Origin of the sequence: Methylococcus capsulatus str. Texas = ATCC 19069 (genome assembly GCF_000424685.1) — a bacterium.
Classification (GTDB): Bacteria; Pseudomonadota; Gammaproteobacteria; order Methylococcales; family Methylococcaceae; genus Methylococcus; species Methylococcus capsulatus.
In genome coordinates, this window is the sequence record NZ_AUKJ01000019.1 from 160,176 (window position 1) to 186,478 (window position 26,303).

The window sequence follows — 26,303 nt, forward strand, 5'->3', positions numbered from 1 at the left end:
CGGCTATAGGCGTCGCGCCCGGCTCGGGCCCCGTCTGATCCGGGCAAGCGGGGGGCATTGGGGTTGATTGAGGGCCGATATGGTGTACTTTAGATAACATTGGCTGAGGACTTGTAAGCTTCGATGGTTGCAGGAACTGTCACGGGGCACCGGCGAGTAGGGGTAAGAATGCGGTCCCACGTATCCAATGGCAGTGCAGATGATTTGGGCAACGGGTGAGGACATGAATCCATTCAACGATAAATTCCATTTGAAATCATTGGCTATATCGATTATCGGCGCTTACGGCGCAGTTTCTTCGTCGGGAGTGATGGCGGCCGTCTACAGCGTCACTCCCATCACCTCACTCGCCGGTAATGTCGATGTCACGGACATCAATGATGGCGGACAGGTTGTCGGCTATTTCGATTCCGGGGACGACAAGCATTCGCCCCATGCCTTTCTCTTCGCCGATGGCGGCATGATCGATCTCGGGGTGTTGGCCGGCGGCAGGAGCAAATCCTGGAACATCAACAATGCATCTGCCGTGGTTGGGCAATCGGGTAACGAGCAGAATCCCATTGCGTTTTATTACAGTTATTACGGTAATAAAAAGATGGTCGATCTCGGCTTGCCTCAAGGGGGCACGGCCGTCGTTGCCTCGGCCATCAACAATAATGGCCAGATCGTGGGATGGGCCAAGATCGAAGACGTCAGACATGCTTTTCTGTACAGCAACGGCGCTTTTTCCGACCTCGGTACGCTGGGCGGGGATTCCAGCTTCGGCACAGGTGTCAATGACGCCGGCCAGGTTGTGGGGTATGCAGAAACGGGCGCCAAGACTCCTCACGCATTCCTGTACGACAACGGCAACAAGATCGATCTGGGGACACTGGGGGCCGACAGGAGCTACGCTACCGCTATCAACAACGTCGGCCAGGTGGTCGGGTATTCCGACGTCTCCGCCGGCGTGACCCACGCATTCGTGTATAGCAACGGCGCCATGGTGGACATCGGTACTTTGGGCGGGGGGAGCAGCCAGGCACTGGGGATCAATGATGCCGGCAAGATCGTCGGTATGTCCACGACGCCCGGTGGTCAGCAGCATGGTTTCCTCTACAGCGATGGCAAGATGTATGACTTGCATGATCTGATTCCGGCGGAGGCGAACATCGTGTCGGCCACCGAGATTCAGGGTATCGCCATCAACAACGCCGGTCAGATCGCGCTCACGGCAAGAACCGGAGCGAACCGGCGTGGTCTGTTGCTCACGCCGAATCTCCCGTCGGCGGTGGTCGAGGGACCCGCCGGTAACATCGCCGAGAACGTAAAGGTGACGCTGGACGGTTCCCACAGCACCGCGCCGGCCTGTTCACGGCAGGGGGCTCCGAAGCCATGCCCGGTTTTCTCCTGGTCGCAGGTCGGAGGTCCGGGCGTCAGTCTGAAGGGAGCCGACACCGCTACCGCGAGTTTCACCACCCCCGTCCTGGGATCAGGCCAAAAAAGCAAGGTGCTGAGCTTCAAATTGAGGGTCAGTGACGGCCTGTTCAGTGACGAGGAACTCATCGACGTCACCGTGGTGTCCAGCAACGCCATCAATCAGCCGCCGGTCGCCGATGCCGGTGACGCGCAGACGGTGAGGGCGGGGGCAAGCGTGCATCTCGATGGCTCCGGCAGCTATGACCCGGAAGGGGGAAAGCTTACCTATGCATGGAGTAATGTTTCGGCAGGCGAGCCGTGCAACACGGTGGTGTTGGACAACAGCACGACCTCCTCGCCGGGTTTCACGGCACCCCTGGTCGGCCAGACGCCGCAAACCTGCACGTTCTCTCTCACGGTGACCGACGAGGAGGGGTTGGCATCGACCCCTTCGAGTGTCAATGTGACCGTGGAAAACACCAATCATCCGCCGGTGGCGAACGCGGGCACCGATCTGACGGTGCATACCGGCGACACCGTGAACCTGAACGGCAGCGGCAGCACCGACCCGGACGGTGATCCTTTGACATATGCGTGGGTTCAAACCGGCGGACCCGCGGTGGTTCTGAACGGCGCTGACACAGGGGCGCCGAGCTTCGTCGCTCCGGCGGTGACGGCCGGGAACGACACGCTGGCATTTCAGCTCACCGTCAGCGACGGCTTTCTGACGGCCAGTGCGTCGATGAACGTGAAAGTCCTGAGCGCGGGCGCCTCTCCGAGCCCGGCACCGACGGCATCTCCGACCCCGGCGCCCACCACGTCCCCGAATCCGACACCGACACCGGCTCCGACGTCCAGTCCCAGCCCGACACCCGCACCGACGCCGAATCCCGTCTGTGATCGTGCCGTGGTTGATCCCTCGCGACTCTGGGCGCCGGATCACAAGATGCGGCGCATCCTTCTCAAGGAGCTCGGGGAAAGCGCTCAGTCTCCAGCGTCGAATGCGATGACGGTCAAGATTCTTTCGGTCATGCAGGACGAGCCGGTCCGCCGGATCAACAGTGCCGACAGCAGTCCCGACGCGGTCATCGTGCACAAGGCGACGGGTGACAAGGTGAGGTTGCGGGCCGAGCGCGCCGGCAAGAAGAAAAACGGCAACGGGCGGGTCTACACCATCGGCTTCAGCGTGACCGATACGCAGCAAAACGTCTGCGAAGGAACGGTCAAGGTGTGCGTTCCTTTGAAAAAGAAGGAAAGCTGTGTGGACGATGGCGCGCTTTACGATTCGCTGTCGAAGCGATAACGGTCGCCGCGGATTGATGTGCGCGGGTGGGGCTGGATACCCACTCGCGCACACTGCTGTCGGTCGATGATGACTTTCTCCGCCGGCCGCCCACTCGTTCCCGCTCCATCCTCAAGCCACTTTTTCGTGACGCCATTGGATTTGCCTCTCCGTCAATACCGGTGATGCCATCAGGCGACGGTGGGCGTGTCGTTTTTTCCCTTATAAATCCGTCTGTTCAGCGATTTTGGTTCCCGGTCCAGGGGACTCCGTCGTCGTGACACGACGTGGCCTGCCTGTGAGTGCAGGAAAATCAGTGAGACGGAAGGGAAGAATCTGATCACGGTTCTTGCTTTACCATCGGAAGTCGGCACCGCGATGCCGACTTGATTCTTGCCAATCCTGGGTTTCGAATCGGTGGTGATGGCTATCACGGGAAATTTCCTTGCTCTCAGGCACCCGCTCGGACGGGCGTTGCTGTGCAGCGTTCGTTTCGGTCTGGGGGCCGTGGTCCTCTTGTCGGGTTGTGCGACTCATGTCGATCATGGCAAGTCCATGGCGCGATCCGAAGCAACGTCTCGTTTCACGGTTCGCCAGGGTGCCGCTTACAATCGGGCCTATCGTGTCAAGGGCCGGGTTTATCGTCCCCTGGCCAGTGCCAAGGGATATCGGGAGCGGGGCATTGCATCCTGGTACGGAGAGGAGTCCGGCCGGCGTACAGCGATGGGGACCCGTTTCGACCCCCATGGTTTGAGCGCAGCGCACAGAACCCTTCCCTTGCCTACGCGGGTCAGGGTCACCAATCTTGGCAACCGTCGGTCGATCATTCTCGTGGTGAACGATCGCGGACCTTTCATCGACGGGCGTCTGATCGATCTCTCCCGTGGTGCGGCAAAGGCATTGCGGCTGAACGGCTTGGGACGTGTCGAAGTCGAGGCATTGGACTGAACTCGGGTATTCGGCGTTCGCTTGAGTCCCCTGCGGTTTCATGGTTCCATTGCGTGACGCCCGTGCCGGCTCCCATCCTCTGAACTTCAAGGAAAGGTGGTTCCATGACCCTGCAGCAACCTCCTCAGGCGCTACCGTGCCATTTCGTCATTTTCGGAGCCACGGGCGATCTGGCTGCGCTCAAGCTGCTTCCCGCGCTCTATCGCCTGGATGTCGGGGGGCACTTGCCGGCTGGCATGTCGATCATCGCCCTGGGGCGGCGGCCTTGGAGTGAGGCCGATTGGCTCCAGCATCTGGAGGAAAGCATCCGGCGGCGCACGGGCGAACAGTTCAACGCCCGCGTCTATCGGCGTTTCGCGGCACGTTTCGCCTATGTCGCGGGCGACCTGCATGATCCGGCCATCTATCAGATCCTGAGCGACAGGCTCTGCGCCGACCAGAGCTGCGCCCACGCAGCGTTCTATTTGTCTCTCAAACCTTCCGATTTCGGGGAGGTCATCCAGCGGCTCGAGCAGGCCGGATTGAACCGGCCACGCGGTCTGCATCGGATCGTGGTGGAAAAGCCCTTCGGCGAAGACATCGACAGCGCCAGGCAACTGAACCGGTTGTTGCACGACGCCTTCGACGAGGAACAGATTTACCGGATTGATCATTATCTGGGCAAGGAAACGGTCCAGAATCTCCTGGTGTTCCGCTTCGCCAACACGCTCATCGAGCCGCTCTGGAACCGCAATTACATCGATCACGTGCAGATTTCCGTGGCGGAACAGGCGGGCGTTTCCACTCGTGCCGACTACTACGACAAAGCCGGTGCGCTCCGTGACATGCTGCAGAACCATTTACTGCAGTTGCTTACATTGGTGGCCATGGAGCCGCCGCCGGCACTGGAAGCCGATGCGCTGCGCGATGAGAAGGTCAAAGTGCTGCGATCGATCCGCCCCATCGAAGACCAGGTGATCAATGCCCATGCGTTCCGGGCGCAGTACGGTCCTGGCTCGATTGACGGTGTCCCCGTGCCGGGCTATCAGGACGAGGCCGGGGTGGCGCCTCATTCCATCGCCGAGACCTTCGTCGCCGCCAAGTTCTATGTCGACAACTGGCGCTGGCGCGGCGTGCCTTTCTATCTGCGCACCGGCAAGCGACTCGCGCAGCAGCTCTCGCTCGTCGCCATCCGCTTCCGCCATCCGCCCCAGCAGTTGTTCCGGGAGACTCCGCTGGAATTCATCGAGCCCAACTGGGTCTTGCTTTCCCTGCAGCCGTCGGAGAGCATGCATATCGAGCTGCACTCCAAGCAGCCGGGTCTTGGGATGGACACACGGATCATCCGGCTCGACGCGTCCTATCGGCGCGGCCGGGAGAAAACGCTGGAGGCTTACGAAACGCTGCTGCTGGATATCATGGAAGGCGACCGTTCGCTGTTCCTGCGTTTCGATGAGGTGGAATGGGCCTGGCGCGTGGTCGATCCCATACTCCGGCATTGGACGCGGCAGCGCGATTTCATCCACACCTATCCGGCCGGCTCGTGGGGGCCACTGGAAGCCGACCGTTTGTTCGACAAACTCGAGCAGAGCTGGCGCAACCAGTTATGAGGGCAAGCCCGATGTATCCGAGACAGCAGAAGCGCTGGCATGTCTACCCCACGGCAGAGGATTTCGAGATCAGGGTGGTGAAGGGGATATTGCGGATGGCCTGGGAGGCCATTGCGATCCGCGGGGCTTTCCACATCGTTTTGGCCGGCGGTCGGACCCCGGAGCCCATCTATCGGCGACTGGCGGCTGCGCGGGCCGAGGCCGAGTGGCGTCAATGGCATGTCTACTGGGGGGATGAATTCTGTTTGCCCGCGGGCAATCCGGGGCGGAATTCCGTCCTCGCCCGGGACGTCTGGCTCGACCAGGGAGCGATTCCCCGTACCCAGATTCACCCCATTCCCGCGGAGTTGGGGCCGCAACGCGGCGCCGAGCTGTACGCGGAAGTGATCGCGGGTGTCGAAGAATTCGATCTCGTTCTGCTCGGCCTGGGCACGGACGGACATACCGCGGCGCTGTTTCCGGGCCGCGACTGGGGAGCCGAGCCGGACAGTCCTGACGTGCTGGCGGTGACGGACGCGCCGGGCTTTTGCGCCGAGCGTGTCAGCCTCAGCGCCGCCCGGTTGAGTCGAAGCCGTGAGGTGATCTTCCTGGCGACCGGTTTCGGCAAATTCAGCGCGGTTCAGCGTTGGCGCTGTGGAGAACCGTTGCCGGCGGCGGCGATCACGCCGGCATGCGGCGTGGACATCTGCGTGACGCTGGAGGCTTTCGACTTTGCCTGAGCCTTACGGTTCGAGCAGGGAAGATTGACCGCGTGTGGCATCCCTCAGGCCCGCCCGGAAGTGTTCCACCAGGCTTTCCGGCAGGCTCGCCATGACCTTCAGGCCCTGTTCGGTGTACGTTTCCCGCCTTTCTTCCACGCCGAGCGAATCCAGCAGGCGGTAAAGTGCGCCCATGTGCTCGAACGGCACTTCCACCGTGATTCCGGTCCGCGGCAGTTCCTCCTGCCGTTCGGCGGTGCGTAACGCCTCGGCCGCCGTTCCGCCGTAGGCCCGCACCAGTCCGCCCGCTCCCAGCTTGGTACCGCCGAAATAGCGGACCACTCCGACCACCACGTGATCGAGCCCCTGGCCTTCGATGGCCCTGAGGATGGGTTGGCCGGCGGTACCGCCCGGTTCACCGGCGTCGCTGAAGCGGTACTGATCATCGATTCGGTAGGCCCAACACAGGTGGGAGGCATCGGGATGCCGGGCCGCCACGGTTCGGAGAAAGGCGAGCCCCTGCTCCGGCGTATCCGCCCGTCCGCCGTAGGCCACGAACAGCGAACCTTTCACCTCGGTCCGATGCTCGGCCGTCGCTTTCAGGGTGACGAAGCCCTTTCCGTTCATTCACTCCTCCTGCGCGTCATACGGTGTATCAATAGCCCTGCCGGGGGTCGACCCGGTATGGCATCGGCTCGCCGCGGGCGGCGGCATTGAGCATGTTTGCAAGTTCGGCGATCCGCGCCGGCTCTTTTTCTTCCGACCAGCCCGCCCGGTGCGGGCTCATTACCACATTGTCCAGTGTGTGAAAAGGGAATGACGATGGCGGATACGGCAACCCCTGTTTACGTTCCGTTGCAGAAGGATAGCGGTACCAGACGTCGATGCCGGCCGCATAGATTCGTCTGGCCTGCAATGTCCGATAAAGCGCCTCCTCGTTCACGATGCCCCCGCGCGCCACATTGACCAGGACGGCATTCGACGGTAGCTGCTCCAGTTCACGGCGTCCGATCAAACGGTCGGTCTGATGGGTATGGGGGAGACAGACGATGAGCGCCGCCGCCTGCGGCAGGAGTCCCGAGAGATCGGCGAGGGCGTATTCCTCGGCGGATGTCCCGGGATTGCGCCGGACGCCGGCAATCCGCATGCCTAGCCCCCGGCAGGCCGCTGCGACGCGCCTGCCGATGCGGCCATAGCCGAGGATCACCGCCAAGCCACCGTCCAGCATCACCGAACCGGGTACTCCTGTATGCTCGCCCGACCAGTAGCCGCGCCGGAGCTGTTGGTCATAGGGTACGATCCGCTTGGCGGCGGCCAGGAGCAAGGCCACCGCCATTTCCGCCGTCGGCCCGATATTGTAGGGCAGGTTGTGCAGGGCGATGGACGGGAATTCCTTCATGCGGTCCAGCGTTGTCAGCGGCACGCCCACCCATGGCACGATCACCGCGCGCAAGCGGCCATTGCCCTCCAGTTCTTCTAACGTCGGTTCACCGCTTACTAGGATGTCGAAGCCGTTCGCTGGCCGGCATTCGCCCGAACTCAAGCGAATGCCGGGAGCGAGCCGGCTTTGCAGGTCCGCCCAGTGTTCCGGTCCGGTTTCGTAGTTCAAATGGACCTTCAGCATCGATCGCCCCTTATTGCGCCTCTTGTGCCACCCGCCGTTCGGCCCACTGGTGCAGCAACAAAGCCGCCAGGATCAGAGCAGTGCCGCCGACGATCCTGAACGAGAGCGGTTCATCGTTCAGGACATGGCCCAGATACAAGGCGAGCACCGGTGAAATCAGGCTGATCATCGCCACCCGTGTAGCCGAAAGACGACTCAGCACATAGTAATAGAGGGCGAATCCCAGCGTCGTGGCGATCGCGCCCAGATAGGCGATGGCGGCGATACTGCTGGTGGGCAATAGCTCCGGCCACTCGCCATCGACCGCCGCCCAGGTCGCGAGATAAGCCGGCAGGGCGACCATCAATCCTCCGGCGACCGTCGTCAGTGCCGGGAGCTTGGCGTTCAGCCGCTTGATGCCGACTGCGCTGAGGCACTGCAGGAAGGCTGACAACAGCACGCCGGCAATGCCATAGACCCCTTGCGGCCCCAGCTCTAGGGCTGAACCGAAGATGGCCCCAAGTCCGCCCAATCCCAGCACGTAGCCGGACAGTTTTCCGGCGGTAAGGCTGCGCTCGCCCAGCAGGGCCGCCGCCATCAGCGCCGTGAGCAGGGGCGACAGCCCGAACACCACCGAAATCCAGCCGGAAGGAATGAACTGGGAGGCCCAGTACACCGCCAGCATGGCACCATAAACCTGGATCGATGCGAGCAGGTAGGTGTGGACCGCTTTCCGGTGCCAGGGCATGCGGCGCCGCAGCATGAGCATGACCAGCAGTACGCACAGGGTGCCGATGGCCATGCGGCTGGTGACGCCGAACAGATAGCCCGGCCCTTCTCCGCTCCATTTGATGGCCAGCGGAGTCGTGGCCCAGAGCAGGATGACGCTCAGGTAAGCGACGGTAACGCTCATCTCACAGCTCCCGACGGAAAAAGAAAGAGGCCGCAGATTCGTGGGAACCTGCGGCCTCCGTTGCGAAAACGCCCGTGATCGGACGACTCTCTAGGGAACCCCGCAGGCAAGCGCCTCCCATCGCATCGGCTTGTGCCAAAGATGCGTAAGGTTCACGAAGTCGAAGGGTTTCAGCGAAAGTATCATGGGTCCGATTCTCGCCGTTGCTTACCGGTCAAGTCAAACGCACTGGCCAATGGGCTCAGGTCAGAACCTCCAGGATGAGGAACAGGACTGCGGTGAGGCCGAATCCGCAACCGATCACGCCGGGCACACTGGCCATCGGGCCGAGAATGCCGGCGGGCGGCAGCTTGAACCTGTTGCATTGCGGGCAGCGGGCCAGTGCCTTGTAGACGGCGTTGTATTCCAGCACCATGACTACGGCGAAAACCGCCAGGAACGCGACCAGCCCGAAGCCGCCGTGCGGATAATGGCCGGATGCCCCCATGAAAAACAGCATCGGCACCGAGAACATCGCGTTGCTGCGCGAGGCCACGCCCGCCGCCGCCAGCGCATCGGCCGCTTCCGGCAGCGGCTCGCCGCCCGCCGCCACGCCTTCCGCGGAGGCGATGACGATCTTCTGGTTGGGCCAGATCACCAGCCACACGTTCAGGAACATCAGCGTGCCGAGCAGGGCGCCGACGTAGATGTCGATCGACATGCCGCCGCCCCGCACCCCCATGATGGCAATGCCGGTCAGGAAGGTCGCCATCGCCCCCCAGCGGAACCACCACAGCGCCCTGGGTGCCAGCTTGCGCAGCACGTCCGATTTGGCGCCGGCGTCCGCTTCCTTCATGTATTCGGTCTGGACGAAATTGAAATAATAGAGCAGCCCGATCCAGGTGATACCGCCCAGAAAATGCCCCCAACGCAACAGCATTTCGATGCCGGCTTTGGTCGTGATGATTTCCATGTTTTCCTCCTCAAAGGTCGTTATTGGCGTTGTAGTATGTTGCGGCAGACGGTGGCCGCCGGGTATCCGGCGGAGCGGTCTACAGGATTTGTCAAGACCTGTATTCCCGTCACGCTCAAGGTACTGCAGGCGCCGCAAGCTGTGAAGCGTTTCTTGGAAGGCATGTCAGCCGGCGCGTATCCGTTCCTGGTCGAATCCCCCACGAGGAGAGAATCGTGAAAACCCTGTTCTTTTGTGCGGCAGCCGTGGCAACGACCGCTGCGGTTCATGCCGATCCGCGTCCCAGCTTCGACTGCACCAAAGCCCAAGGATCGATAGAACGAGCCATCTGTTCCGACGAGAATCTCGCAGCCCGTGACCGGAGCCTCGCCGAACGGTTCGCGCGGCTTGAAAAAGACCTGTCGCCGGAAAGTTTCGCGACGGTGCGAAACGCACAGCGTGACTGGGTGAGCTGGGTTCGAGCTTGGTGCGGCGGGAAAAAGTCCGCGGAGGACGCCTCCCTTCCGTCGGGCGTCGCCGACTGCCTGAACACCGAGTACGGGGAGCGGGAAGGCGTGCTCGCACTTCCCAGCCGAACCAGCGGGACTCTGAAACTGGAAGGACGGCTGATCTTCAGGAACAGGAAAGTGGCATCAACCGCGGAAGTCGAGGATGACGGCTATCCCTGGCTTACCGGAACGCCGGCCGACAAGGCGCAGGCCTTCAATCGCCACATCGAAAAGACTCTGGCCATCGCATCCCGCCTGTCCCGCTTCACTCCCGGTGACCTCAAGGCGATGGGCGAAGGAGTCGAGCACCTCGCGCGCACTTTCGAAGTTCACCATTTCGACGGCCATTTGATCAGTCTGGAGGTCATCCACACCAACGCGGGCCCGACCGGACATACCTGGATGTCCGAATATGCCCTCAACTGGGATCTCGATCGCGGCAGACCGCTCAAGCTCGACGACGTATTCCGGGTCGACCGGAAATTCTGGGAAACCGTCGTCGCGCAGGCGCGGAAATACCTCAAGGAAAATTCCGACACGGCCGACGTCGATGGCTGGCTCGATTCCGTATCGACCGAGGTGAAGGACGAGGCGAACTGGCTGTTCGATGATCGGGGTGTCGTCGTGTTGTTGGGACACGGGTCGCGTTCAGCTGCCGGTACCGCCGCCGAAGTGCCGGTAGGCTACGCCGAACTCAGGCCTTTTCTCAAAACCGACCGTCCATCGTGGGCCGGAACTACCGGCGAGTGACGGCCCGCGGGGCGGAGTCGGTCTCCCCTCCCTGCGGCCCGTTCGACGGCATCGAGGAGAGCGGAATCTTCTTCGGTCGGATTGCGCTATTGTCCAAGAACATTCGGCGTTTTACCCTTAAACTTCGACAGCCGGATGTCGGCCGTCGCCGCTCGCGGCATATGAATCCCGACCGGCAATCGGTCCGACCAACAAGTATTCAAGGTAACCACGGAGATTCCATGCTCAACGTAAAACAAATCTGCGCGGCCGTGACCGGTCTGCTTCTTTCCTCGGGTACTGTCTGGTCGGCGACTTGCGCCGACCTGGAAAAACAGGGGCTGACGTACGAAAACATGAAGTCGACGCTCAGCAGCGTGGTGTCGCTGGATAACGGCGGGCTGGGGTTCCCGATGTGGCTGACCCTGGTGGACGGCAGCGGCATCATCTGCAACGTGACCAATTCCTTGAGCGCGTCGCAGGACGTGACGGCCGACATCTGGCTGGGCAGCCGCAACATTTCCGCCCAGAAGGCCAATGCGGCCAATGCTTTCAGCACCGGTGACCTCGCCCTGTCGACCGCCAACCTCTACACCGCGACCCAGCCCAGCGGCAGCCTCTACGGCCTGCAGGCCAGCAATCCGATCGACCCGACCTTGTCCTACGGCGGCAGCGCCGTCAGGTTCGGCGCCAAGAACGATCCGCTGAAGGGCAAGCGCATCGGCGGCATCAACGTGTTTGGTGGGGGGCTTGCACTCTACAACTCCGCCAAGCAGAAGGTCGGTGCGATCGGCGTTTCGGGCGACACCTCCTGCACAGACCACGTCGTGGCCTGGAAAGTGCGCGAATTGCTGGCGGGCGGTGCCTTCGCCGTCAAGAACGTCCCGGCCGGCGTTTCCCCCGGCAACAATGACGCGATGATCCAGGACATCGTCAAGGACAACGGTGTCGGCAATCAGGCCAGTCTGAGCGGATTTGGCCATCCCACCTGCCTGCACAATCCAGGGCCGGGAGTCAACGCCGGATCGATCTACGGAGCGGTTCAATAATTCGGCGTCGAGAGCCGGTTGCTCCGTCCCCGAAAGACGCCGACGAACGTCGGCGTCTTTCGTTGTCGTCGATTATCCGGGAAACGCCCGAGTCCAAGGGGGGGAGATTGCGACGGTCAGTCGTGCCCGATTTCCATGGCGTCGGGCGAATGGAAAGCATCGCGGTCCCGGTGTGCTTCGGCCTTGAAAGTCCCCGGAGTTTCGCCGAACCGGCGCCGGAACAGTCGGTTGAAATAGGACAAATCGTTGAAGCCCGAAGTGAAAGCGACCTCGCCAATGCGAAGGTGCCGGTGCTTTGGGTCGCACAGAAGCCGCCGCGCCCGTTCCAGCCGCAGGCGGTTGACCATCTCAGTGAAGCTCTCGCCGGTTTCTGCAATCAGGTCATGCAGATACCGTTCGGAAATGTTCAAAGCCCGCGCCGCCGTGGTCACCGACAGTTTGGGGTGGTGATGATGGTCGTGCAGGTATCGTTTCAATGCCGCCAACCGGGCTGCGCGCAGCCCGTGAAGTTTTGCCTCGTGTTCGGCGTCGAGGGTTGGCCCCAACAGTAAGGCGAGCAGGTCCAGGACATGGTTTCCAGCCAGTTGGTTAAGCTGGGAATCTTCCGCCGGGGTGTTGCCCAGCATGATCAGGTACTGTGACAGCAATCGCAGGGGAGGCTGGTCCGCGTGGAGTGTGCCAATACATCGCTCCGCGTGGGGCGCCTTATGCAGCATTTCCTCCCGGGGGATGACCAGGTTCAGACTCTCGCAGTACCGGCCGGGCGCCGGAACGAGCGCGGCTTCGAAGGGTTGGCCGTATGAATGGCCGGTTGCGCTGAAACCATCCAGAACCGTTCTGCTCCTGTGGCGCGAGGTTTCGCTGCGTCCGTTCAGATTGATGTGGAAACAGAAGCCGTCGAAGCCATCCCATTCGATCCAGCGGCGTGACCGGGTAAAGGTCGCCGCGCTGAATGATACCCTGTAGGCGTCGATTTTCCCCAAAGGAAGCCATTCCACCCGCCCAAAAAAAGGACGTCGATCGACATGGGCGACATCGACCGCTCCCGGTCCGACGGAGGCCGTTTCACGCCAAAGATCGAAGCGATCGCGCTCCGGCAGTTGGTGGCTGGAAAAAACGAGTAGGCTGCCCACGTTGACTCCTGGATTTGCCGGCCCGGACCCGAAGAAGGATTATCCCGTCTGGATCAGTCAATTGTCCATTATAAATGTGCCAGTACCGCATGGTCTTCGCGCCGGAGATGCTGGTGAGGATTCTCGTTGCCGATCGTGTCCCGATGGTTGGTACAGGTGTGAGAGATGGGCGGGAAGTCATCGCTCCGGAGGGTGGTAACGATGGTCAGCCTGCGACTGCGGGGAGGTTGACGTTGGGACCGTCGCCGAGGGTTTCCGGGGGTCGTGTAGCCTCGTTGCATGTCCCATTCGTGGTTCTGTTCCAGCTGCCCGGGCCTGCTCGGCGGCGCGGCGCGGTCGTGCGCACCCCAGTTGCCGGCCACGCAGCCCCGTGCCCGTCGGATCGGGTGAACCGGTAATTCAAGGCGGATCGTCCGAATCAGCCGTGGGTGCCGGACTTCGACTCCATCTCGGCTGAAACCATCAGCGACCTGTACAAGGCCGAGTCGAGGCTGAGGCAAACTACGACCGTCGGCTCGCAGGCAACACCACGGAAGCCACTTGACTCAAACCCAACGGCCTCTCCAGAGGCTCGGGGCGGTTCAAGGGGCCTTTCCATAAGGCTCTGATTTCATGGAGCTGGTGACAGGATTCGAACCCGCGACCGGCTGATTACAAATCAGCTGCTCTACCGACTGAGCTACACCAGCATGGGAAGGGGGGCAATGCCCTGCAGGTGTCTCCGGGAGGGGACCTGCTATGGAAATTATAACGTCCGGTCGTGCGCCGGGAAACCGCGTGGTCATTTTCACCCGGGCGCGGCTGTCTTGTCCGGGTATTCGCACAGGTCGGCAATGGGGCACTGCGAACATTTGGGCTTGCGGGCGATGCAGGTGTAGCGGCCGTGCAGGATGAGGAGGTGGTGGGCGTCCTGCCGGAATTCGCGAGGGGTGTGTTTTTCCAGCGCTTTTTCCACCGCAAGCACGGTCTTGCCCGGCGCCAGCCCGGTGCGGTTGGCGACGCGGAAGATGTGGGTGTCGACCGCGATGGCGGGCTGGCCGAAGGCGGTGTTGAGTATCACGTTGGCGGTCTTGCGGCCCACGCCGGGCAGGGCTTCCAGCGCGTCGCGGTCGCGCGGCACTTCGCCGCGGTGGCGCTCGATCAGCAGTTCGCAGAGGCGGATGATGTTCTTGGCCTTGCTGTTGAACAGCCCGATGGTCTTGATGTATTCGCGCAGGCCTTCTTCCCGTAGGGCGAGGATGGCCTCCGGCGTATTGGCGACGGGGAAGAGCTTCGCGGTGGCCTTGTTGACGCTCTTGTCGGTGGCCTGGGCCGAGAGGACGACGGCGATCAGGAGTTCGAAGGGGGTGCCGTAGCGCAGTTCGGTGGTCGGCTCGGGGATGGCGGCGGCGAGGCGTTCGAAGATCCGCCGCCGCTTGTTCGCGTTCATGCTTTCCGGACGGCGGGCGTGAACGCCACGGGTTGGCCTGCCGCGGCCTGGGCCCGAACTTTTGCGCGGGCGTCGATCACGTTCTTCAAGGCGATGATGAGTCCAAGTCCGATGAAGGCGCCGGGCGGCAGAATGGCCAGCAGGAAGCCGTCGTAGTTCTCGATGATCCGCACGCTCCAATTCCGGGCGGTTTCGCCGAACATCAGTTCGGCCCGGTTCAGCAGGGCCCCGGTGCCGACGATTTCGCGGAAGGCGCCGAGCGCGACCAGTGCCGCGGTGAATCCCAATCCCATGAACAAGCCGTCCAGGACGGCGCGGTCGACCGCGTTCTTGGAGGCGAAGGCTTCGGCGCGGCCGATGATGGCGCAGTTGGTGACGATCAGCGGGATGAATATGCCGAGGATCTTGTACAGGTCGTGGAAGAACGCGTTCATCAGCAACTCGATGACGGTGACGTTGGCGGCGATGACCAGCACGAAGACCGGCAGGCGCACGTCCGGGGTTATGCGGTTGCGGATCAGTGAAACCACCCCGTTGGAGAACACCAGCGCGACGGTGGTGGCCAGCCCCAGCCCGAGACTGTTGACCACGGTGCTGCTGACGGCGAGCAGCGGGCACAGGCCGAGCAGGGCGACCAGCGCCTGATTGTTGTGCCAGAGGCCATCCAGGGCGATCTTGCGGTAGGGGCCGAGTTTCATGGGATCTCCTTCGGGGGTAGCGGGGCGAACACGAGGTCGCGGTTGTCGCGGAAGAATTGCAGCGTCTTGCGCACGGCTTGGACGACGGCGCGGGGCGTGATGGTGGCGCCGGTGAACTGGTCGAAGTCGCCGCCGTCCTTCTTCACGCCCCAGCGTGGTTCGGGCGGGTTCTGCAGCGACAGGCCGGCGAACCGTTGGATCCAGTCCGACTTGTGCTCGTCGATGGGATCGCCGAGGCCGGGGGTTTCCTTGTGGCTTAGCACCCGCACACCGGCCAGGCTGCCGTCGTAGTGGACTGCAACCAGCAGGCGGATGGCACCGTTGTAGCCGTCCGGAGCGATGGGCGAGAGCACGGCGGTGACGGGTTTGCCGGCTTTGCGGGCGCGGTAGACCGGCACCGGCTGGCGTGTGCCGAGCAGGGGGGCGGTGACTTCGATGGTGTCGGTCAGCGGATCATTGTCGAAGGAGTCCGGTGGTACCAGGACTTCGATGGAATGGAGCAGGGTAGCACGCTCGTTGGCCTCGATCAGTGGTTCGGTGTGGTGAAAGACCGTGGACACCAGGCCGGTGCCGGCGATCGAAAACACGCCGAGGAGGAAAGCGGCGGCGATGACGGGATTGCTCGTTAGGGACATGACGGAACCGGATCAATCGTTGGGGCAGAGCCGTTGCCGCCGAGGTACCCCCTCACCCCGGCCCTCTCCCAGGGGGAGAGGGAGAAAATGTACTGCGAGATTCTTATGGGCCTGGTTCATCCGGGATGCCCGTAAACCCGGGGGCGGGTGTAATGGTCAATGGTGGGGGCGGCGAGGTTGAGCAGCAGCACTCCGAAGGCCACCCCGTCCGGATAACCGCCCCAGGCACGGATCACGAAGACCAGGCTGCCGATCAGTGCACCGTAGATCAGCCGGCCTTTCGGGGTCGTGGAGGCGGTCACGGGGTCTGTCGCGATGAAGAAGGCGCCGAGCATGGTGGCACCACCGAGCAGATGGAACAGGGGGGTTGGATAGGTCTGGGGCTCGAGCAGGAAGAAGACCAGGCTCCAAGTGCCCAGCGCGGCCAGAAAGCCCGTTGGGATCTGCCAGGCGATCAGCCCGCGGCGCAGCAACCAGAGCCCGCCGGCGAGGTAGCCCAGGTTCACCCACTGCCAGCCTTTGCCGGCCAGCGCGCCGAACAGCGGACCCGACTGGATCTCGTCCGCCATTCGGCCCAGGCCGAGCTGGGTCTTGAGTGTATCCAGGGGCGTCGCCATCGTCACGGCGTCGAAGCTCGATCCGTCCGGCCCCGTGTGATGGACGATGGCATTCCAGGCATCGCTCAGACCCCAATGGGTACCGGTGATATCCACTGGGGGCAGCCAAGCCGTCATGGCCTTGGGGAAGGAGATGAGCAGCACGGCATAGCCGACCATGGCCGGATTGAACGGGTTGTAACCCAAGCCGCCGTAAAGCTGCTTGCCGATCACGATGGCGAACAGGGTGCCGAAAACGGTGACCCACCAAGGGGCGATGGGCGGTAACGATACCGCCAGGAGGGCTCCGGTGAGCGTCGCGCTCCAGTCGGACAGCCCGGCGCGGCTGTGCCGGGCACGCAGGCGCAGCATGGCGTATTCGGCGGTCAGGGCAGTGGTGACCGCCAGCGCGAGGTTAACCAGCACGCCCGGCCCGAACTGCCAGAGCTGGGCGGCGGTGCCGGGGATCATCGCCAAAAGCACCCATTGCATGATGCGGTGGGTACTGGCGGGGGGGGCGAGATGGGGCGCGGGAGCGGTAGGGAAGCGCATGGTTCAGTTCCGGGGCGGTTCCTGATGCGGGGCCGATTCATGGGATGTCCCATCCGTCACGGGCGTGGCATCGGGCAGGCGCTTGCGGGCCTTGGCGCGGGCGATGGCATCCTGGATTTCGGATGCGTCCGGTTTGGCCAGGGCCGCTTTCTTGCGCTGGGCGGCCTCTGCGCGTTCCTGTTTCTCGCGTTCCTTGCGGATCTGTCGTGCCTCGAAGCGTTCCCGGGCACGATCGGCCTTGACGCGGTCGCGCTGCTTGGCGACGAGTTCGCTCTTGGCGGCGCGGAAATACTGCACCAGTGGAATGTGGCTGGGACAGACGTAGTCGCAGCAGCCACACTCGATGCAATCGGTCACGTGGTATTCTTCGACCCGCCGCAGATTGTCCGCGCGGCTGTACCAGTAGAGCTGCTGAGGGAGCAGGTTGACCGGGCAGACCTCGGCGCAGGCGCCGCAGCGGATGCAGGGCAGTGCCTGTTTGGGGCCGGTGGTCTCGCCGCGGCCGGTCACCAGCACGCAGTTGGCGGCCTTGACCAGGGGCAGCGCATCGGAGGAAAGCGAGATTCCCATCATCGGCCCCCCCAGGATCAAACGTTCGGCCGCGCCGGAATAGCCGCCGCTGTAGCGGACCAGGTCGGCGATGGGGGTGCCGATGCGGGTCAGCCAGTTGCCAGGATTCCTGATGCCTTTGCCGGTGACGGTGACGATGCGCTCGATCAGCGGTTCGCCCCGGACCACCGCCCGATATACCGCTGCCGCCGTGCCCACGTTCTGGCATACGACGCCGGCATCGGCCGGGATGCCGCGGGTCGGCACTTCGCGTCCGGTGAGGATGCGGATGAGTTGCTTCTCGCCGCCGCTGGGATAGAGGGCCGGCACGGTGATGACGTCGATGTCCTGATATTCGCCGGTTTCCTGGATTTCCCGCAGCGCCCGGATCGCCTCCGGCATATCGTCCTCGATGCCGAGCAGGCAGCGTTCGACCCCCAATACCCGCATCAGGATGCGCGCGCCTTCCAGCACCTCGCGCGGGAAATGCCGGAGCAGGCTGTCGTCGCAGGTGATATAGGGTTCACATTCGGCGCCGTTGAGGATCAGGGTGTCGATCGCGCGGTGGCCGGGGTCGGTTTTCACTGCCGTCGGGAACGCCGCACCGCCCAGACCCACGATGCCGGCTTCGAAGATGATCCGGCGCAGCTCGTCCGGGGCGAGTCGCTGGTAATCGGGATGCGCCTCGGTTTCGAATGCCAGATCCTCGCCATCGGTATCGATCACGATGGCCAGGTCGGCGAGGCCGGAAGGGTGCGGGAGCGGGCGCGGCTCGATGGCGCTGACGACGCCCGAGCTGGAGGCGTGGATCGGCGGATTCATCGGTCCGTCGCCGCGGGCGATGACCTGCCCCTTGTGGACGTGGTCGCCGATTCTCACCACGCTTTGCGCGTTCTGCCCGCCGCGCTGCTGCAAGGGGAAGATCAGCCGCGGCGGAACCGGGGCCGTCGCCAGTGGAGCGAAGCTCGAATCCTCTTTGTGGGCGTCCAGGTGCAGACCGCCGTGGAATCGGTGCAGCGTGAACATCAGCGGGTTCCGTCGGGTTTGGGCCAGCGCCAGGTGCCGAGATTCTCCCGGACCGGCTCCATCGCTATGCAATCGACCGGGCAGGGCGCTATACACAATTCGCAGCCGGTGCATTCGGAGGCGATGACCGTGTGCATCAGCTTGGCCGCGCCGAGGATGGCATCCACCGGGCAGGCCTGGATGCAAAGGGTGCAGCCGATGCACTTGGTTTCGTCGATGACGGCGACGCTTTCCGGCTTCTCGGCGCCGTGTTCGTCGTTCAGCGGCTTGGGTTCGACCCCGAGCAGATCGGCCAGCGCCTGGACGCCGTCCTCGCCGCCGGGCGGGCACTGGTTGATGTCCGCCTCGCCCCGTGCGATGGCCTCGGCATAAGGGCGGCAGCCGGGGAAGCCGCATTGGCCGCACTGGGTCTGCGGTAGCAGGGCGTCGATCTTGTCGGCCAGCGGATCACCCTCCACCTTGAAGCGCCGCGAGGAATAGCCCAGCAGGGCGCCGAACAGGGTGAACAATACGCAGACCGCGAGAAACGCCAGCATCCTCATCCGCTCCCTTCAGCCTCTGACCAGGCCGGAGAAGCCCATGAAGGCGACGGAAATCAGGCCCGCGGTGACCAGTGCGATGGCACTGCCGCGGAACGGCGCCGGCACGTCCGCGGCATCGATCCGCTCGCGCAGGCCGGCGAACAGCACCAGCACCAGGGTGAAGCCGGCGGCGGCGCCGAAGCCGTAGAGGAAGGATTCGATGAAATCATGGCCCGCCTGGACATTGAGCAAGGCTACGCCGAGCACTGCACAGTTGGTGGTGATCAGCGGCAGAAAAATCCCCAGCACCTGGTATAGCAGCGGGCTGGTCTTTTTTACGACCATTTCGGTGAACTGGACCACCACCGCGATCACCACGATGAAGGCCAGGGTGCGCAGGTATTGCAGCCCCATCGGCTCCAGTAGGAAACGGTCGACCAGGTAACTGCTGACCGAAGACAGGGTCAGCACGAAGGTCGTCGCCAGTCCCATACCGATCGCCGTCTCCGATTTGCGGGACACGCCCATGAAGGGGCAAAGTCCCAGGAACTTCACCAGGACGAAGTTGTTCACCAGGGTCGTGCTGACGAGGATCAACAGATAGTCTTTCATCGGGAGGGATGAGGATACGACGGCAAGGGAACGCGAAATTATAAAGCCGACTGTAATACTCGGGAAATGGCCGTCAGCGCTTCTTCACGTGACGGATCATCCGCCGGCGCTTCCTGATTTGGCGCTCGGTCAGTTCGTTGCGGCGGCCCTGGAACGGGTTCTCGGCGCTCTTGAACACCAGCTTCAGCGGCACGCCTTGCAGCTTGAAGGCGTTGCGGAACTCGTTGCCGAGATAACGCCTGTAGGCGGCCGGCAAGTCCTCGGTCTGGTTGCCGTGGATCACGACGACCGGCGGGTTGTGGCCGCCCTGGTGAGCGTACTTGAGTTTGATGCGGCGTCCCCGGACCAGCGGAGGTGGGTGGGCGGTCAAACAGTCCTGCAGCACCTGGGTCAAGCGCGAGGCCGACAAGTCCAGCATGGCAGACTGGTAGATCGGCTTGACCGCATCCATCAGGACGCCCACGCCGGTGCCGTGCAGGGCCGAGATGAAATATTTCTTGGCGAATTCGAGAAACGGCAGCTTGACGTCGATCTGCCGCTTGACCTTTTCGCGCTGCTCCGGGTCCAGCCCATCCCATTTGTTGAAGCCGATCAGGAGCCCTCGGCCGATTTCCAGCACCATGCCGAGCAGGTTGGCGTCCTGGTCGGTGAGGCCCTCGCTGGCATCCACCAGGTAGATCACCACATGGGCCTTCTCGATGGCCTGGAAGCTCTTGATGACGCTGAATTTCTCCACCCCCTCGTTGACCCGGGCCCGGCGCCGGATGCCGGCGGTGTCGATCAGGGTGTAGCGCTCGCCGCGCCGCTCGAACGGGATGTAGATGCTGTCTCGGGTGGTGCCGGGCTGGTCGTAGACGACCACGCGCTCCTCGCCGAGGATGCGGTTGACCAGGGTGGATTTGCCGACGTTGGGTCGGCCCACCACGGCGATGCGGATGCCGCCTTCGGCTTCCGTCTCCCCGGTTTCCCCGGATTCCGGCAGCAGCGCTTCGACCCGCTCCAGCAGCGCATGCACACCGGTGCCGTGCGCGGCTGAAATGAGCAGAGGCTCGCCCAGTCCGAAGGCGTGGAACTCCGCACCGGCGATCAGCGCCTGGGTGCCGTCGATCTTGTTGGCGACCAGCAGCACCGGCTTGTTGATACGGCGGAGGCGATCGGCAATGAGTTCATCGCCGGCGGTCATGCCGGCATGGACGTCGACCAGGAACAGGATGACGTCGGCCTCGTCGAGAACGTGGTCCACCTGTTTCATGGCCTGGTCGTCGATGCCCTCGGCCGCTTCGATGATGCCGCCGGTGTCGACCACGAAATAATCGCGCTCGCCGCGCTGCACCCGGCCGTACTGGCGATCGCGAGTCAGGCCGGGGAAGTCGGCCACCAGGGCGTCACGGGTCCGGGTCAGATAATTGAAGAGGGTGGATTTGCCGACATTGGTGCGGCCGATCAGGGCAACGACGGGCAGCATGCTCAATCCACCGTAATCGCGGCCAGGGTGCCGTCGGTGGCGTAGACATAGACGATGTCGCCGTACACCACCGGAGGATACTCGATGGGGGCATCGGTGACCTGGACGCGTCCGACGATGCGTCCGTCCTCCTTGTTCAGCACGTGCAGATAGCCTTCGAAATCGCCGACCACCAGGTAGTCCTTCACCAGCGCCGGGGCGGTCAGCCGGCGTTGGTGCAGTTCGGTCTGCTTCCATTGGTCTTCGCCGTTGCGGATGGCGAGCTGCCAGAGATCGGCGTTGGCGTCGGTGACATACAGTTCCCTACGGTCGGCCGTCATGCCGGCGGGCGAGGAAATGCTCTCGCGCTTCCATTGCACTTCCCCGGTATTGAGTCCCAGCGAGGCAGTGCCGCCCTGGTAGCCGGATACGAACACCACGTCGTTTCGCACCACCGGCGTAGCGCTGAGATCGACCAGTCGTTCGATTTCGGAGCGGCCGTGTGGCAGGGACACGTTGGCCTCCCAGTCCAGCCGGCCCTCCTTGAGCTGGATGGCGCTCACCTTGCCGCCCCCGAAACCATCGATCACCAGGTCGCCGGCGATGATCGGAGCCCCCCGGCTGCGTATGGCCAGCGGCGGAGCATGGCGCTCGAAATACCAGAGGGTGGCGCCGGATTTCCGGTCCAGCCCGGTCAGATGGCCGTTCGTGCCGCGGACCACCACCACGTCGTCCGCGACGGCGGGAACGGAAAGGATTTCGCTGGCGAGGGTCGATTTCCAGACCAGGGCGCCGTCGGCCGCGTTCAGCACGATGACCGCTCCTTCCGCGGTGGCCAGGAACAATTCACCGTCGTCGAAGACGGGTCCAGCGGACAGATCCATTTCATGGTCGACCGACCACAGTTTCTCGCCCGTCAGGCGGTTGAACGCCTGGACCGTGCCATGCCGTTCCGCGGCGAACACGCGGCTGTCGTCCACGGCGGGGCCGAGATTGATGCCTTGGTCGTCGTAGCCATCACCGATCTCCGCCATCCAGAGCTTGTCCGCCTTCACCTGCGGCGTGATTTCGGCCAGCGGCGCGGGCGGCTCGGCGTTGTCCTTGCCGGTAAAGTAATCCTGGATGCCCTGGTAGGCATTCTGGATGGCATCCAGGCCGGCGCAGCCGGCAAGGGCGGCGAGCGAGGCGATGAGCAGGGCGCGGCGGATCATCGGGTGGCGGGGGTACCGAGATCGGTCAGCTTGAGTTCCAGCAGGGGTGAGGGCTGGCCGTCCCGACGCGCCTTCAGATAGGCGGCGCGGGCTTCTTCGGGGCGATTCATGGCGAGGTAAACGTCGCCTTTCAACTCCTCACGGAGTGCAGCGGATTCCGGGGTGCTGCCCGTCAGGCTTTCCGCCAGTCTCAGCGCCTCCTCGGTTTCGCCGAGGCCGAGCTGGATTTCGGCCAGCCGCAGTCGCGCGATCTGCAGGATTTTCTCGTCCTTGGTGGTCGCGATCAACTGTTGCAGCAGAGTCTTGGCGCCGGCCAGATCGCCCGCCTCCACTTTGAGCCGTACCAGGAACAGCTTGCCGTAAGTGGCATAAGCGGAGCCCGGGAACTGCTGGCCGATCCGTTCGCCCAGTTGGGCGGCGGCCTCGGTCTGCTTGTTCGCCACGGCATCGAGGAGCTGCTGGTACAGGGTTCCGCCAAGCAGAGCCTTTTCCTCCTGGGAACGTTTCCACGCGCCCCAGCCGACGATCACGGCGATGCCCAGCGCCACGCCCCAGACGATGGAATTGGCGTTGGCTTTCCACCAGCGCTTGAGCGCTTCGAGGCGCTCTTCTTCGGTCAGATAAACTTCCATGGCAACCTCTCGTTCAGATTGGGACACAGGATTGGATGAGCCGGACCAGGTCGGCCTGGGCGACGGTCTGCTGGGCATCGTCCGAGCGTAAGGGTTTCAGACTGATGCTGTCGTCGCGCATTTCGTCCTCGCCCAGGACGAGGGCGAAGGCCGCCGCGCTCTTGTCGGCGCGTTTGAACTGGTTCTTGAAGCTGCCGCCGCCGCAGTTGACCACCAGCCGCAGGCTGGGAAACGCATCCCTGAGCATTTCTGCCAGCACGGCGCCGCGCCGTTCCGCGGCCGTGCCCACCGTGATGAAATAGATGTGCGGGGCGTTTTCGGCGAAGGTCTCGCCGGTCAGCTCGATCAGGCGCTCCATCCCCAGGGCGAAGCCGATGGCACTGGAGTCACGGCCGCCGAGCTGGGCCACCAGGCCGTCATAGCGGCCGCCGGCGCAGACGGTGCCCTGGGTGCCCAGTTCGTCGGTCACCCATTCGAACACGGTGTTGCAGTAATAATCCAGGCCGCGCACCAGGCGGGGGTTGATCACATAAGGGATTTCGGCGGCATCGAGCAGCTCGGTCAGTCCCTCGAAGTGGGCCCGCGAGGCGCCGCCCAGATGGTCAGCGAGCACCGGCGCGCCGGCCAGCAGATCCTTCATCGCCGGATTCTTGCTGTCGAGGATGCGCAGCGGGTTGGTTTCCAGGCGCCGAGCGCTGTCTGCGTCCAGCGCGTCGTAATTCTCGCGCAGATAATCCACCAGGATCTGGCGGTAGGCCAGCCGTTCGTCGGGCGTGCCCAGGGAGTTCAGCTCCAGCCGCAGTTTGTGGGCCACCCCTAAGCGCTGCCAGAGCCGGCGGCTCAGGAAGATCAGCTCCGCGTCGATATCCGGTCCGGGCATGCCGAAGACCTCGACACCGACCTGGTGGAACTGCCGGTAACGCCCTTTCTGGGGGCGCTCGTGGCGGAACATGGGGCCGGCATACCACAGCCGATGAGTCTGATTGTGGAGCAGGCCATGTTCGAGGCAGGCGCGCAGACACCCTGCGGTGCCTTCGGGGCGCAGGGTCAGCGAGTCGCCGTTGCGGTCCTCGAAAACGTACATCTCCTTTTCGACGATGTCGGTGACTTCGCCGATGGAGCGCTTGAACAGCTCGGTCTTTTCGACGATGGGCAGACGGATCTCGCGGTAGCCGTAATTGGCCATGACGCTGCGGATCTGGTGTTCGACCTGTTGCCAGCGTGGTGTCATATCCGGCAGGATGTCGTGCATGCCGCGGATGGCTTGGATTTTTTCGCTCATGGAGTCGATCGGTCTAACGGTGGGCAAGCGCGGTCACGGTTGTGCGAACAGGCGCCGCGCCTGCACGGCTTCGCCCGAATCCGGGAAATCCAACCCGATCCGGTCGGCCAGCCGCCGGGCCTCGGCGGCATCGCCCAGGGCCAGTTCGGTCTGGACGCCGAGCCACAGGGTTTCCGGCGTATCTCCGGCGACGGCCTGGTAGCGCTGCAGGAAGGCGCGGGTGGACAGGTATTGTCGCGTTTCCAGGCTGACATGGGCCATTTCCAGTAGCGCTGGGGGGTAGCCGGGGTTCTTCTCCAGCGCCCGGCGCAGATACGGCTCGGCTTCCGCGGTCCGGCCCGCACGGCGCAGGCAGGTCCCGGCATTGGAGAGAGGAATCCAGGGCTGGGGGTACAGCGGCGTCGAATAGGCGACTTCGAATCGCGCCAGGGCATCCTCCGTGTGGCCGGTATGGCAGAGAAAACGGCCGTAGTTGTTGTAGGCGCTGTAATTCTCCGGGTTCAGCGTCAGGGCTTCGCGGAAGTGCAGGTCGGCCTCCCCGGTCCGGCCCAGCTTCTCGTACAGGATGGCCAGCGCATCGTGCGCGTCGCTGTTGGCGGGATCCAGCTCCACCGCATGCTTCAAGTCTTCCAGCGCCACCTCCAGTGCTCCCTGCGCCATGTAGCGGACGCCCTTCTGGACGTAGACGTCCGCGGTGCTGAGTTCGCCGTAGGGGTCGTTGGTCGCGTAGGGCCGCTGCTCCGGCGTGGCGCAGGCGGCAATGGCTCCCAGCAATGCTGTCAAGGCCAACCATCCTCTCATCGTCAATGCGCAAGATGCAGCCGGAACTGGCGCCGGCTGCGGTCGTTGACCTTGCCCACCAGTTGGCCGCAGGCGGCGTCGATGTCCCGCCCCCGGGTCTTGCGGGTGGTGGTGATGAGCCCCGCATCCTGCAGCGTCTGGGCGAAGCGGGCGATGGTCTCCGGGTGCGAGCAGCGATAGGCCGAGTTCGGGAAGGGGTTGAACGGGATCAGGTTGACCTTGGACGGTACGTGGCTCAGTAGCCGGACCAGGGCGCGGGCATGTTCGGGACGGTCGTTCACGCCGTCCAGCATCACGTATTCGAAAGTGACTTTGCGCCGGTTTTCCGTGCCGACATAACGTTTGCAGGCGGCCAGCAGCTCCCTGATCGGGTACTTGCGGTTGATCGGGACCAGTTCGTTGCGCAGCGTGTCGTCGGGAGCGTGCAGCGACACCGCCAGGCTGATGTCGCTGACCTCGGCCAGCCGGTCCAGTGCCGGCACGATGCCGGAAGTGCTGAGCGTGACCCGTCTTTTCGACAGGCCGTAGGCGAAGTCGTCCATCATCAGCCGGGTCGCGGCGACCACATTGCCGAAGTTGAGCAGCGGCTCACCCATGCCCATCAGCACCACGTTGCTGATGCGCTGTTCTTCGTCGAGCCGGTGCTGCGCCACCCAGAGTTGACCGATGATCTCGGCCGTGGTGAGGTTGCGGTTGAAGCCCTGGCGGGCGGTGGAGCAGAACGAGCATTCGAGCGAGCAGCCGACCTGCGAGGACACGCACAGGGTATTGCGACCCTCCTCGGGGATCAGCACGGTCTCGACCCGGTTGACGGCGTCCACCTGCAGCACCCATTTGCGGGTGCCATCGGCCGAGCGCTGCTCGAGGACGAGTTCGGGCGGGCGAATCTCGCTCACGGCTTCCAGCCGGCTGCGCAGCGTCTTGCTCAGATTGGTCATCAGGCCGATGTCGGTGACGCCGCGCTGATGGATCCATTGCAGCAGTTGCGATGCGCGGAACGGCTTTTCGCCGAGGCGGACGAAGAAGGCTTCCATGCCTTCCCGGTCCAGATCGAGCAGATTGACGCGGGTTTCCGTGTCAGCGGGTATGGGGGCAGAGTTCATCGCTCTCGAAAAAATAGGCGATCTCCTGGGCCGCCGTTTCCGGGCCGTCGGAGCCGTGCACCGCATTCTCGTCGATGCTGACGGCGAAGTCGGCGCGGATGGTTCCGGGAGCGGCGTCCCTGGGGTTGGTGGCGCCCATCAGCTCGCGGTTCTTGGCGATCGCGTTCTCGCCTTCCAGCACCTGAATCATGACCGGGCCGCTGATCATGAACGACACCAGGTCGTTGAAGAACGGGCGTTCTCGGTGTACGGCGTAGAACCCTTCGGCCTGCTCACGGGAGAGCTGGGCCATCTTCGCGGCCACGATCCTGAGGCCGGCTTTTTCGAAGCGGGAATATATCTCGCCGATGACGTTCTTGGCGACCGCGTCCGGCTTGATGATGGAAAGGGTGCGTTCTACCGCCATGGAGTCTCCTTGCATTCTAGAGTG

General features: G+C 63.5%; 26 protein-coding genes and 1 tRNA gene. 6 read left to right on the forward strand and 21 right to left on the reverse strand.

Going from position 1 to position 26,303, the window contains the following annotated elements; genetic code table 11:
• Nucleotides 1–310: 310 nt before the first annotated feature.
• Nucleotides 311–2,701, forward strand: coding sequence for a PKD domain-containing protein (locus H156_RS0108420; RefSeq protein WP_238536883.1), 2,391 nt, complete (start codon nt 311–313; stop codon nt 2,699–2,701).
• A 170-nt stretch (nt 2,702–2,871) separates the two neighbouring features.
• Here the strand turns inward: H156_RS0108420 and H156_RS17020 are convergent, their stop codons facing one another.
• The gene (locus H156_RS17020) at nt 2,872–3,114 is read right to left on the reverse strand and encodes a hypothetical protein (protein WP_010962163.1); all 243 of its coding nucleotides are present in this window, start codon (nt 3,112–3,114) and stop codon (nt 2,872–2,874) included.
• Between H156_RS17020 and H156_RS17650 the strand changes: the two genes are divergently transcribed.
• From H156_RS17650 to pgl, 3 genes are all read left to right on the forward strand, one after another.
• The gene (locus H156_RS17650; RefSeq protein ID WP_017365741.1) at nt 3,104–3,628 is read left to right on the forward strand and encodes a septal ring lytic transglycosylase RlpA family protein; all 525 of its coding nucleotides are present in this window, start codon (nt 3,104–3,106) and stop codon (nt 3,626–3,628) included. The genes H156_RS17020 and H156_RS17650 overlap by 11 nt on opposite strands.
• Nucleotides 3,629–3,732: 104 nt before the next feature.
• The gene (gene zwf / locus H156_RS0108430; RefSeq protein WP_017365740.1) at nt 3,733–5,217 is read left to right on the forward strand and encodes a glucose-6-phosphate dehydrogenase; all 1,485 of its coding nucleotides are present in this window, start codon (nt 3,733–3,735) and stop codon (nt 5,215–5,217) included.
• Between the two features lie 11 nt (nt 5,218–5,228).
• Nucleotides 5,229–5,936, forward strand: coding sequence for a 6-phosphogluconolactonase (pgl, locus tag H156_RS0108435; RefSeq protein ID WP_017365739.1), 708 nt, complete (start codon nt 5,229–5,231; stop codon nt 5,934–5,936).
• A 3-nt stretch (nt 5,937–5,939) separates the two neighbouring features.
• On the opposite strand, the gene H156_RS0108440 is transcribed toward pgl, so the two are convergent.
• The 4 genes from H156_RS0108440 to H156_RS0108455 form a co-directional block, all read right to left on the reverse strand.
• Nucleotides 5,940–6,542 carry an IMPACT family protein gene (locus tag H156_RS0108440; RefSeq protein WP_017365738.1) on the reverse strand — a complete coding sequence of 201 codons (603 nt, stop codon included), beginning with the start codon at nt 6,540–6,542 and terminating at the stop codon, nt 5,940–5,942.
• A 28-nt stretch (nt 6,543–6,570) separates the two neighbouring features.
• Nucleotides 6,571–7,539 carry a 2-hydroxyacid dehydrogenase gene (locus tag H156_RS0108445; RefSeq protein ID WP_017365737.1) on the reverse strand — a complete coding sequence of 323 codons (969 nt, stop codon included), beginning with the start codon at nt 7,537–7,539 and terminating at the stop codon, nt 6,571–6,573.
• 10 nt (nt 7,540–7,549) lie between these two features.
• On the reverse strand, nt 7,550–8,431 hold the full coding sequence (locus H156_RS0108450) for a DMT family transporter (RefSeq protein ID WP_017365736.1): 882 nt from the start codon (nt 8,429–8,431) through the stop codon (nt 7,550–7,552).
• 241 nt (nt 8,432–8,672) lie between these two features.
• On the reverse strand, nt 8,673–9,383 hold the full coding sequence (locus tag H156_RS0108455) for a urate hydroxylase PuuD (RefSeq protein ID WP_010962156.1): 711 nt from the start codon (nt 9,381–9,383) through the stop codon (nt 8,673–8,675).
• A gap of 215 nt (nt 9,384–9,598) precedes the next feature.
• Here H156_RS0108455 and H156_RS0108465 point away from each other — a divergent pair, with 215 nt between their 5' ends.
• Nucleotides 9,599–10,621, forward strand: a complete 1,023-nt coding sequence (locus H156_RS0108465; RefSeq protein WP_017365735.1) for a lysozyme inhibitor LprI family protein — start codon at nt 9,599–9,601, stop codon at nt 10,619–10,621.
• A gap of 221 nt (nt 10,622–10,842) precedes the next feature.
• Nucleotides 10,843–11,649: a GlcG/HbpS family heme-binding protein gene (locus H156_RS15995; RefSeq protein ID WP_017365734.1), complete on the forward strand. Its 807-nt coding sequence runs from the start codon at nt 10,843–10,845 to the stop codon at nt 11,647–11,649.
• Between the two features lie 116 nt (nt 11,650–11,765).
• On the opposite strand, the gene H156_RS0108475 is transcribed toward H156_RS15995, so the two are convergent.
• The 16 genes from H156_RS0108475 to ndk form a co-directional block, all read right to left on the reverse strand.
• The gene (locus H156_RS0108475; RefSeq protein WP_017365733.1) at nt 11,766–12,782 is read right to left on the reverse strand and encodes an AraC family transcriptional regulator; all 1,017 of its coding nucleotides are present in this window, start codon (nt 12,780–12,782) and stop codon (nt 11,766–11,768) included.
• Between the two features lie 613 nt (nt 12,783–13,395).
• A tRNA-Thr gene (locus H156_RS0108485) sits at nt 13,396–13,471 on the reverse strand.
• A 98-nt stretch (nt 13,472–13,569) separates the two neighbouring features.
• On the reverse strand, nt 13,570–14,211 hold the full coding sequence (gene nth, locus H156_RS0108490) for an endonuclease III (protein ID WP_010962094.1): 642 nt from the start codon (nt 14,209–14,211) through the stop codon (nt 13,570–13,572).
• Nucleotides 14,208–14,909 (reverse strand): electron transport complex subunit E, encoded by a 702-nt coding sequence (locus H156_RS0108495; protein WP_010962093.1) that lies wholly within the window; start codon nt 14,907–14,909, stop codon nt 14,208–14,210. The genes nth and H156_RS0108495 overlap by 4 nt, the downstream gene beginning before the upstream one ends.
• Nucleotides 14,906–15,544, reverse strand: a complete 639-nt coding sequence (gene rsxG, locus H156_RS0108500) for an electron transport complex subunit RsxG (RefSeq protein WP_010962092.1) — start codon at nt 15,542–15,544, stop codon at nt 14,906–14,908. Before rsxG ends, H156_RS0108495 begins: the two co-directional genes overlap by 4 nt.
• A gap of 116 nt (nt 15,545–15,660) precedes the next feature.
• On the reverse strand, nt 15,661–16,692 hold the full coding sequence (gene rsxD / locus H156_RS0108505) for an electron transport complex subunit RsxD (protein WP_017365732.1): 1,032 nt from the start codon (nt 16,690–16,692) through the stop codon (nt 15,661–15,663).
• 3 nt (nt 16,693–16,695) lie between these two features.
• Complete coding sequence (gene rsxC, locus H156_RS0108510; RefSeq protein WP_017365731.1) at nt 16,696–18,267, reverse strand: electron transport complex subunit RsxC; 1,572 nt, start codon at nt 18,265–18,267, stop codon at nt 16,696–16,698.
• Entirely contained in the window at nt 18,267–18,803 is a 537-nt protein-coding gene (rsxB, locus tag H156_RS0108515; protein WP_010962089.1) for an electron transport complex subunit RsxB, read from the reverse strand. The genes rsxC and rsxB overlap by 1 nt, the downstream gene beginning before the upstream one ends.
• A 15-nt stretch (nt 18,804–18,818) precedes the next feature.
• Nucleotides 18,819–19,400 (reverse strand): electron transport complex subunit RsxA, encoded by a 582-nt coding sequence (gene rsxA / locus H156_RS0108520; RefSeq protein WP_010962088.1) that lies wholly within the window; start codon nt 19,398–19,400, stop codon nt 18,819–18,821.
• A 73-nt stretch (nt 19,401–19,473) separates the two neighbouring features.
• The gene (der, locus tag H156_RS0108525) at nt 19,474–20,865 is read right to left on the reverse strand and encodes a ribosome biogenesis GTPase Der (RefSeq protein ID WP_017365730.1); all 1,392 of its coding nucleotides are present in this window, start codon (nt 20,863–20,865) and stop codon (nt 19,474–19,476) included.
• 2 nt (nt 20,866–20,867) lie between these two features.
• Nucleotides 20,868–22,055 carry an outer membrane protein assembly factor BamB gene (gene bamB / locus H156_RS0108530; RefSeq protein ID WP_010962086.1) on the reverse strand — a complete coding sequence of 396 codons (1,188 nt, stop codon included), beginning with the start codon at nt 22,053–22,055 and terminating at the stop codon, nt 20,868–20,870.
• Nucleotides 22,052–22,687: a YfgM family protein gene (locus H156_RS0108535; protein ID WP_017365729.1), complete on the reverse strand. Its 636-nt coding sequence runs from the start codon at nt 22,685–22,687 to the stop codon at nt 22,052–22,054. Before H156_RS0108535 ends, bamB begins: the two co-directional genes overlap by 4 nt.
• A gap of 13 nt (nt 22,688–22,700) precedes the next feature.
• Nucleotides 22,701–23,969, reverse strand: a complete 1,269-nt coding sequence (gene hisS, locus H156_RS0108540; RefSeq protein ID WP_010962084.1) for a histidine--tRNA ligase — start codon at nt 23,967–23,969, stop codon at nt 22,701–22,703.
• Nucleotides 23,970–24,002: 33 nt separating this feature from the next.
• Entirely contained in the window at nt 24,003–24,752 is a 750-nt protein-coding gene (pilW, locus tag H156_RS0108545) for a type IV pilus biogenesis/stability protein PilW (protein ID WP_238536882.1), read from the reverse strand.
• 20 nt (nt 24,753–24,772) lie between these two features.
• Nucleotides 24,773–25,873 (reverse strand): dual-specificity RNA methyltransferase RlmN, encoded by a 1,101-nt coding sequence (gene rlmN / locus H156_RS0108550; RefSeq protein WP_017365727.1) that lies wholly within the window; start codon nt 25,871–25,873, stop codon nt 24,773–24,775.
• Nucleotides 25,848–26,279 carry a nucleoside-diphosphate kinase gene (ndk, locus tag H156_RS0108555; protein ID WP_017365726.1) on the reverse strand — a complete coding sequence of 144 codons (432 nt, stop codon included), beginning with the start codon at nt 26,277–26,279 and terminating at the stop codon, nt 25,848–25,850. Before ndk ends, rlmN begins: the two co-directional genes overlap by 26 nt.
• Nucleotides 26,280–26,303 lie beyond the last annotated feature (24 nt).

Bases quoted from the DNA above. Each gene is read 5' to 3' on its own strand.
- nth (WP_010962094.1), bottom strand. From the start codon at position 14,211: ATGAACGCGAACAAGCGGCGGCGGATCTTCGAACGCCTCGCCGCCGCC.
- H156_RS17650 (WP_017365741.1), top strand. From the start codon at position 3,104: ATGGCTATCACGGGAAATTTCCTTGCTCTCAGGCACCCGCTCGGACGG.
- H156_RS0108455 (WP_010962156.1), bottom strand. From the start codon at position 9,383: ATGGAAATCATCACGACCAAAGCCGGCATCGAAATGCTGTTGCGTTGG.
- hisS (WP_010962084.1), bottom strand. From the start codon at position 23,969: ATGAGCGAAAAAATCCAAGCCATCCGCGGCATGCACGACATCCTGCCG.
- rsxG (WP_010962092.1), bottom strand. From the start codon at position 15,544: ATGTCCCTAACGAGCAATCCCGTCATCGCCGCCGCTTTCCTCCTCGGC.
- H156_RS0108420 (WP_238536883.1), top strand. From the start codon at position 311: ATGGCGGCCGTCTACAGCGTCACTCCCATCACCTCACTCGCCGGTAAT.
- H156_RS0108450 (WP_017365736.1), bottom strand. From the start codon at position 8,431: ATGAGCGTTACCGTCGCTTACCTGAGCGTCATCCTGCTCTGGGCCACG.
- H156_RS0108535 (WP_017365729.1), bottom strand. From the start codon at position 22,687: ATGGAAGTTTATCTGACCGAAGAAGAGCGCCTCGAAGCGCTCAAGCGC.
- zwf (WP_017365740.1), top strand. From the start codon at position 3,733: ATGACCCTGCAGCAACCTCCTCAGGCGCTACCGTGCCATTTCGTCATT.
- rlmN (WP_017365727.1), bottom strand. From the start codon at position 25,873: ATGAACTCTGCCCCCATACCCGCTGACACGGAAACCCGCGTCAATCTG.
- ndk (WP_017365726.1), bottom strand. From the start codon at position 26,279: ATGGCGGTAGAACGCACCCTTTCCATCATCAAGCCGGACGCGGTCGCC.
- pgl (WP_017365739.1), top strand. From the start codon at position 5,229: ATGTATCCGAGACAGCAGAAGCGCTGGCATGTCTACCCCACGGCAGAG.
- rsxB (WP_010962089.1), bottom strand. From the start codon at position 18,803: ATGCTGGCGTTTCTCGCGGTCTGCGTATTGTTCACCCTGTTCGGCGCC.
- rsxD (WP_017365732.1), bottom strand. From the start codon at position 16,692: ATGCGCTTCCCTACCGCTCCCGCGCCCCATCTCGCCCCCCCCGCCAGT.
- H156_RS15995 (WP_017365734.1), top strand. From the start codon at position 10,843: ATGCTCAACGTAAAACAAATCTGCGCGGCCGTGACCGGTCTGCTTCTT.
- rsxC (WP_017365731.1), bottom strand. From the start codon at position 18,267: ATGTTCACGCTGCACCGATTCCACGGCGGTCTGCACCTGGACGCCCAC.
- bamB (WP_010962086.1), bottom strand. From the start codon at position 22,055: ATGATCCGCCGCGCCCTGCTCATCGCCTCGCTCGCCGCCCTTGCCGGC.
- der (WP_017365730.1), bottom strand. From the start codon at position 20,865: ATGCTGCCCGTCGTTGCCCTGATCGGCCGCACCAATGTCGGCAAATCC.
- H156_RS0108445 (WP_017365737.1), bottom strand. From the start codon at position 7,539: ATGCTGAAGGTCCATTTGAACTACGAAACCGGACCGGAACACTGGGCG.
- H156_RS0108440 (WP_017365738.1), bottom strand. From the start codon at position 6,542: ATGAACGGAAAGGGCTTCGTCACCCTGAAAGCGACGGCCGAGCATCGG.
- H156_RS0108495 (WP_010962093.1), bottom strand. From the start codon at position 14,909: ATGAAACTCGGCCCCTACCGCAAGATCGCCCTGGATGGCCTCTGGCAC.
- rsxA (WP_010962088.1), bottom strand. From the start codon at position 19,400: ATGAAAGACTATCTGTTGATCCTCGTCAGCACGACCCTGGTGAACAAC.